The sequence below is a fragment of the Candidatus Methylomirabilota bacterium genome, from assembly GCA_035709005.1.
In the GTDB taxonomy this organism is placed as follows: Bacteria; Methylomirabilota; Methylomirabilia; order Rokubacteriales; family CSP1-6; genus 40CM-4-69-5.
Map to the genome: position 1 here is coordinate 1 of DASTFB010000113.1, position 6656 is coordinate 6656.

Consider the following 6656-nt stretch of genomic DNA (forward strand, 5'->3'; position numbering starts at 1 on the left):
CGGGTTCGGCAAGATCATCGCCTGGGCCGGCGACCTCTTCCCCTGGCAGATCGCGACGATCTTCTACTCGCCCCGGCTCGCCGCCGATCGGGCGCGGGCCGTGAGCTTCATGAAGGGCTACGTGAAGGCCTCGCGCTACTACCACGACGCCGTCCTCGTCCGTCAGGACGGGCGCCCGCGGCCCGGCGCGAACTACGACGAGGTGGTGGCCATCACGGCGAAGTACACGGGAGCCAAGCCCGAAATCATCAAGCTGGGCTTCCCCTACCAGGATCGGAACGGTCGGCTGCTGGTCTCCGACATCGAGACGCAGATGACCTGGTGGGTGAAGCACGGCTTCATGAAGTCCATGATCCCCCTGCGGGACATCGTCAACACCAGCTTCGTCGAGGCGGCGGCGCGCGAGTTGTCCGAGTGAGGATCGCCAAGGTCCTCGTCGCCAACCGCGGCGAGATCGCCGTGCGCGTCATCCGGGCCTGCCGCGAGCTCGGGCTGGGCACCGTGGCCGTGTTCTCCGAGGCGGACCGCGAGGCCCTGCACGTGCTGATGGCCGACGAGGCGTACCCCATCGGGCCGGCCCCGGCCACCGAGAGCTACCTGGCCATCGAGCGCATCGTCCGCGTGGCCAAGGCCGCCGGCGCCGATGCCGTCCATCCCGGGTACGGGTTCCTCGCCGAGAACGCGGCCTTCGCCGAGGCCTGCGCCGAGGCCGGCCTGACGTTCGTGGGTCCGCCGGCGGCGGCGATCCGCGCCATGGGCGACAAGACGGCGGCTCGCCGGCTGGCCCGCGGGCTGGGCGTGCCGACGGTGCCCGGCACGCTCGAGCCGCTCGGGAGCGACGAGGAGGCGGTCCGGGTCGCGCGCGAGCTCGGCTTTCCCGTCATGATCAAGGCCGCCCTGGGCGGCGGCGGCAAGGGCATGCGGCTCGTGCGCCGGCCCGAGGAGCTGGAGCCGGCCCTCCGCCTGGCGCGCGGGGAGGCCGGCAGCGCCTTCGGGGACGCCTCCATCTACCTGGAGCGCGCCATCGCCGAGCCGCGCCACATCGAGGTGCAGGTGATGGCGGATAGCCACGGCCACGTCGTCCACCTGGGCGAGCGCGAGTGCTCGATTCAGCGCCGTCACCAGAAGCTGGTCGAGGAGTGTCCCTCGCCCGTGGTCGACGCCGCGGTGCGCCAGCGCCTGGGCGAGGCCGCCTGCCGCGTGGCCCGGACGGCCGGCTACGTCAACGCCGGGACGGTGGAGTTCCTCGTCGACGCCGAAGGGAACGCCTATTTCCTCGAGATGAACACGCGCCTGCAGGTGGAGCACCCGGTGACCGAGCTCGTCACCGGCCGGGATCTCGTCCGCGATCAGCTCCGCGTCGCGGCCGGCGAGCCGCTCGGCTACGCCCAGGGCGACGTCCGCTGGCAGGGCGCGGCCATCGAGTGCCGGATCAACGCCGAGGATCCGTTCGGCGGCTGGCTGCCTTCGCCCGGAACGATCACCGGGCTGCGGGCGCCGGCCGGGCCCGGGGTGCGCGAGGACTCCGGCATCTACCAGGGCTACACGGTGCCGCGCTACTACGACACCCTGCTCGCCAAGCTGGTGGTGTGGGGCGCCGACCGGAGCGCCGCGATCGAGCGCATGAGCCGGGCCCTGGCGGAATACCGCATCGTGGGGCTGAAGACCACCATCCCTCTGCTGAAGTCGGTCGTGAGCCATCCGGACTTCAGGGCGGGGCGCCTGTCCACGGGATTCCTCGACCGCGTCATGCCCGATCTCACTGCGGCCGAGACGCGCTCGGCCACCATCGCCGTCATCGCCGCCGTGCTCGCGCGCTACGAGGGGCTGGGCCGGAGCGCGCTGTTGCCGGCGCCGCGCAGTGCCTGGCGCTGGGGCCGCCCATGAAATTCGTCGCCACCACCGGGGACCGCGCCGAGCCGGTCGACATCACCGGGGCCGATGGCGCCTATCGGGTGACGATCGGCGACCAGGTCTGGGAGGTCGATGCCCGCCGCACGGCTCCGGGCATGTACTCGCTGCTCATCGGGGGCGTCTCCTACGTCGCCGACGTCGACGAGCGCGAGGGCGTGAGCCTCGTGCACGTCGGCGGCGAGACCCACACGGTACAGGTCGAGGAACACACGCGCTACATGATCCGCACGCGGGGAGGGGCCAGCGCCCCGCGCGGCGCGCGGACGATCACGGCCCCGCTGCCCGGGCGGATCACCCAGGTGGCGGTGCAGGCCGGCGACGCCGTGGCCCCGGGCGACACGCTCGTCGTCATCGAGGCCATGAAGATGGAGAACGAGTTCAAGGCCTCCGCGGCGGGACGGGTCGTCGAGGTGCGGGTGGCGCCGGGGCAGGCCGTGAACGCCGGGGATGTACTATTGGTGATCGGGCCATGACCGGCGACGCCATCGTCTTCCGCAACGTCGACAAGTACTTCGGCGCGCTGCACGTCCTGCGCGGCATCAACCTGACCGTGGCGCCGGGCGAGGTGGTGGTGGTGTGCGGGCCCTCCGGCTCGGGCAAGAGCACGCTCATCCGCTGCGTCAACGCGCTCGAGCGCGTGCAGGCCGGCGAGATCGTCGTGCTCGGCCAGACTCTCACCAACGGCAGCGCCAACCTCTCGCGCCTGCGCACCCAGGTCGGGATGGTGTTCCAGTCCTTCAACCTCTTTCCCCACATGACGGCGCTGGAAAACATCATGCTGGCGCCGAGGAAGGTGCGGAGGCTCACCCGGGCCGAGGCCCAGGACATCGCCCGGACGCTGCTCGAGCGGGTCGGCCTGCGCGACAAGGCCGCGAGCTATCCGGCCAACCTCTCGGGCGGCCAGCAGCAGCGGGTGGCCATCGCCCGGGCCCTGGCCATGCAGCCCAAGATCATGCTCTTCGACGAGCCCACCTCGGCCCTCGATCCCGAGATGATCAACGAGGTGCTCGACGTCATGACCACCCTGGCCGGCGAGGGCATGACGATGATGTGCGTGACCCACGAGATGGGCTTCGCCCGCCGGGTCGCCCACCGGGTGATCTTCATGGACGAGGGGCAGGTGGTGGAGGAGGGCAAGCCGGACCAGTTCTTCGCGTCGCCGAAGTCCGACCGGGGGCGGCAGTTCCTGTCCAAGATCCTCACACACTAGGAGGCGTTCGATGAAACGGATGCTCGCGCTCGTCCTCACCCTGGCCCTCGCACTGGCGGCGGCGCCGGCGCTCGCCCAGGACACGCTCGGCAAGATCAAGCAGAGCGGGGTCCTGACCATCGGCACCCGCACGGGCTCGCCGCCGTTCGCCTACGTGAACAAGAACAACGAGTGGGTGGGATTCTCCATCGACCTGGTGGAGATGCTCGTCAAGCCCGAGGTGGAGAAGGCGGTCGGCCGGCCCGTCAAGATCGAGAAGAAGGAGTCCACGCCGCCGACCCGCATCCCGCTGCTCAGCTCCAACGCCGTGGACCTGATCGCCGGCACCATGACCGACACGGCCGAGCGGCGCAAGTCGGTCGACTTCAGCCTCACGTTCTTCTACACGGGGGCGCAGTTCATGGTGAAGAAGGGCAGCCCCATCCGGAGCATCAAGGACATCGCCGGCAAGCGGATCGCTACCCAGCAGGGCTCGACCAACGAAAAGATCCTGCGCGAGAAGTATCCCCAGGCCCAGTTGCGGGCCTTCCCCGATCAGCCGGCCGCCTTCCAGGCCCTGACCCAGGGCCAGGTCGACGCCTATACCAATGACGGCATCCAGCTCTACGGGATCAAGGCCAAGGCCCCGAACCCGAACGACTGGGAAGTGGTCGGCGACTTCTACTCGGAGGAGCCATACGGCATGGCCATGCGCAAGGGCGACGCCAAGCTCAAGGTGGCGGTCGACACCGGGCTGCGCCGGGGGTTCGAGTCGGGCAAGTACTTCGAGATCTACGACAAGTGGTTCGGCCCCAGGGGCGAGCTGCCGTACCCGATGACGCCCCAGGTGAAGGCCTATCTACTGAAGCAGATCGGCAAGTAGCGCGACCGACCCTCCGGCGTGAGCTACACGTTCGACTGGAGCGTGCTCTGGAGCGGCCAGTCGGGAGCCTGGCTGCTCCAGGGCCTCCTCACCACGGTGCAGATCTCGGCGCTGGGCTGGCTGCTGGCCGTGGGGCTGGGGATCGTGGCGGGAGCCCTGCGCACGGTGACGTTCCGGCCCCTGCGCTGGGCGGCCACGGCCTACGTCGAGTTCTTCCGCAACGTGCCGCTGCTGGTGTGGATGTTCTTCTGGTACTTCGGCGTGCCGCCCCTGCTGCCCCGCCCCATCCAGGACTGGCTCTACGACCACGGCGCCGAGTTCTGGGCGGGGATGTTCGCGCTGGGGGTCTACCATGGAGCCCGCTTCAGCGAGGTGATCCGCTCGGGCATCCAGTCGATCCCCCGCACCCAGTTCGAGGCGGCGCAGGCCATCGGGCTCACCACGTTTCAGGCCTACCGGCTCGTCATCCTGCCCGTCGCCCTGCGCCTCATCGTACCGCCGGGCACCAGCGAATCGTTGAATCTGCTGAAGAACTCCTCGGTGGCCCTGACCATCAGCGTGGCCGAGCTGACGTTCCAGACCCGGCAGATCGAGACGTACACGGCCCGGGCCATCGAGGCCCTGACCGCGGGCACCCTGATCTACCTGGTGCTGTGCCTGTCGATCGCGACGGTCATGGGCCGGCTCGAGCGCCACTACGCCATTCCCGGGCTGATCGCCCGGGTGGGACCGGGATAGACGATGGACATCGGGGTCGTCGTCAACAACTTCCAGTTCCTGATCGTCCAGGGGCTGATCGGCATCGGCCCGTTCATCGGCGGCACCCTGCGGCTGGCCATCCCGGCCATGATCCTGGGCTTCGTGCTCGGCATCTTCGTCGGCCTGGCCCGCCTGGCCGGCCAGCCCTGGATCCGGCTGCCGGCCACCGTCTACGTCGAGTTCTTCCGGGGCGTGCCGCTGGTCATGGTGATCTTCTGGATCTGGTTCATCATTCCCCAGCTCCTGCGCCTGCCGATTCCGGAGTACGGGGTGGCCCTCACCGCGTTCGTGATCTTCGAGGCGGCCTACTTCGGCGAGATCGTGCGGGCCGGCATCCAGTCCGTGCCCCGCGGGCAGGTGGAGGCGGCGACGGCGCTGGGCCTGACGGCAGCGAAGACGATGACGTACGTGGTGCTGCCCCAGGCCCTGCGCAACATGGTGCCCTCGCTGGTCACCCAGATGATCGTGCTCTTCAAGGACACGTCGCTGGCCTCGATCATCGGCTACGTCGACCTCACCAAGGCCGCCCAGATCGTCAACAACCGGGAGATCCGCCCCTTCGAGCTCTACCTGTTCATCGCCGTGGTCTACTGGATCTTCACGTATTCGATGTCGCGCCTGGCCCGGCGCTTCGAGCGACAGCTCGGCGTCGCCTGAGCCGGCGATCGGGAGAAGGCAAGACATGGCTCACGCCCCGGCCCCCAGCTTCTTCGAGACCGTCAATAGCTATTTCGACAAGGCGGCGGCGCTCTGCGATTATCCGCCCGGCCTGCTGGAGCAGATCAAGGTCTGCAACAGCGTCTACGCGGTCCAGTTCCCGGTGCGGACCTCGCGCGGCTACGAAGTGTTCTCGGGCTGGCGGGTCCAGCACAGCCACCACCGGATCCCCGTCAAGGGCGGCATTCGCTTTGCCCCCACCGTGGACGAGGACGAGATCAAGGCCCTGGCCGCGCTGATGACCTACAAGTGCGCGATCGTCGACGTCCCCTTCGGCGGGGCCAAGGGTGGCGTGCGCATCGACGCCAAGAACTACACGGCCCAGGAGCTCGAGCAGGTGACCCGCCGCTACACGGCCGAGCTCATCAAGAAGAACTTCATCGGTCCCGGCGTGGACGTGCCAGCTCCCGACTACGGCACCGGCCCCCGCGAGATGGCCTGGATCTACGACACCTATTCGGCCTTCCACCCCGGCGCCATCGACGGCATGGCCTGCGTGACCGGCAAGCCAGTGAGCCAGGGCGGCATCCGGGGCCGGGTGGAGGCCACCGGGCGCGGTGTCTGCTTCGCCCTGCGGGAGGCCTGCTCGGTGAAGGAGGACATGAAGGCGCTGGGTCTTTCCCCCGGGCTCGAGGGCAAGACGGTCGTCGTGCAGGGGTTGGGCAACGTGGGCTACCACACGGCGAAGTTCCTCCAGGGGGCCGGCTGCATCATCGTCGGACTGTCGGAGCGCGACGGGGCCATCCACCGTCCGGACGGCCTCGATGTCGAAGCCGTGATCAAGCACCAGAAGGAGCGCGGCTCGCTCCTCGACTTCCCCGGGGCCAGGAACATCACGCCGACCAACCTGGCCCTGGAGCTCGAGTGCGACATCCTCGTGCCGGCCGCGCTGGAGAACCAGATCACCGCCGACAACGCCCCGCGCCTGAAGACCAAGATCCTGGCCGAGGCCGCCAACGGCCCCACCACCGCCGCCGCCGAGGCGATCCTGCTCGAGCGGGAAGTGCTCATCATCCCCGACGTCTACATCAACGCGGGCGGGGTGACGGTGTCCTACTTCGAGTGGGTGAAAAACCTCTCCCACGTCCGCTTCGGCCGGGTGGGCAAGCGCTTCGAGGAGGCGGCCTTCGACCGGATGCTGAGCGCCGTCGAGAAGGCGACCGGCCGCTTCTTCTCGGAAGAGGACCGCCGGCG

8 protein-coding genes are annotated in these 6656 nt (G+C 69.1%); all 8 read left to right on the forward strand.

The annotated features are described in order from the left end of the window. On the forward strand, window positions 1–418 hold a 418-nt coding region (locus tag VFR64_20520; protein HET9492122.1), incomplete at its 5' end, for an ABC transporter substrate-binding protein. Next, the gene (gene accC / locus VFR64_20525) at window positions 415–1887 is read left to right on the forward strand and encodes an acetyl-CoA carboxylase biotin carboxylase subunit (GenBank protein ID HET9492123.1); all 1473 of its coding nucleotides are present in this window, start codon (window positions 415–417) and stop codon (window positions 1885–1887) included. The genes VFR64_20520 and accC, both read left to right, overlap by 4 nt. Continuing rightward, complete coding sequence (locus VFR64_20530; GenBank protein ID HET9492124.1) at window positions 1884–2387, forward strand: biotin/lipoyl-containing protein; 504 nt, start codon at window positions 1884–1886, stop codon at window positions 2385–2387. The genes accC and VFR64_20530 overlap by 4 nt, the downstream gene beginning before the upstream one ends. Next, window positions 2384–3124: an amino acid ABC transporter ATP-binding protein gene (locus VFR64_20535; GenBank protein ID HET9492125.1), complete on the forward strand. Its 741-nt coding sequence runs from the start codon at window positions 2384–2386 to the stop codon at window positions 3122–3124. Before VFR64_20530 ends, VFR64_20535 begins: the two co-directional genes overlap by 4 nt. Before the next feature lie 10 nt (window positions 3125–3134). Continuing rightward, complete coding sequence (locus VFR64_20540) at window positions 3135–3986, forward strand: transporter substrate-binding domain-containing protein (protein HET9492126.1); 852 nt, start codon at window positions 3135–3137, stop codon at window positions 3984–3986. 18 nt (window positions 3987–4004) lie between these two features. After that, window positions 4005–4724, forward strand: coding sequence for an amino acid ABC transporter permease (locus tag VFR64_20545; GenBank protein HET9492127.1), 720 nt, complete (start codon window positions 4005–4007; stop codon window positions 4722–4724). 3 nt (window positions 4725–4727) lie between these two features. Further along, complete coding sequence (locus tag VFR64_20550; protein HET9492128.1) at window positions 4728–5402, forward strand: amino acid ABC transporter permease; 675 nt, start codon at window positions 4728–4730, stop codon at window positions 5400–5402. Between the two features lie 25 nt (window positions 5403–5427). Further along, window positions 5428–6656 (forward strand): Glu/Leu/Phe/Val dehydrogenase (locus VFR64_20555; GenBank protein ID HET9492129.1); only part of this gene is annotated, 1229 nt, incomplete at its 3' end.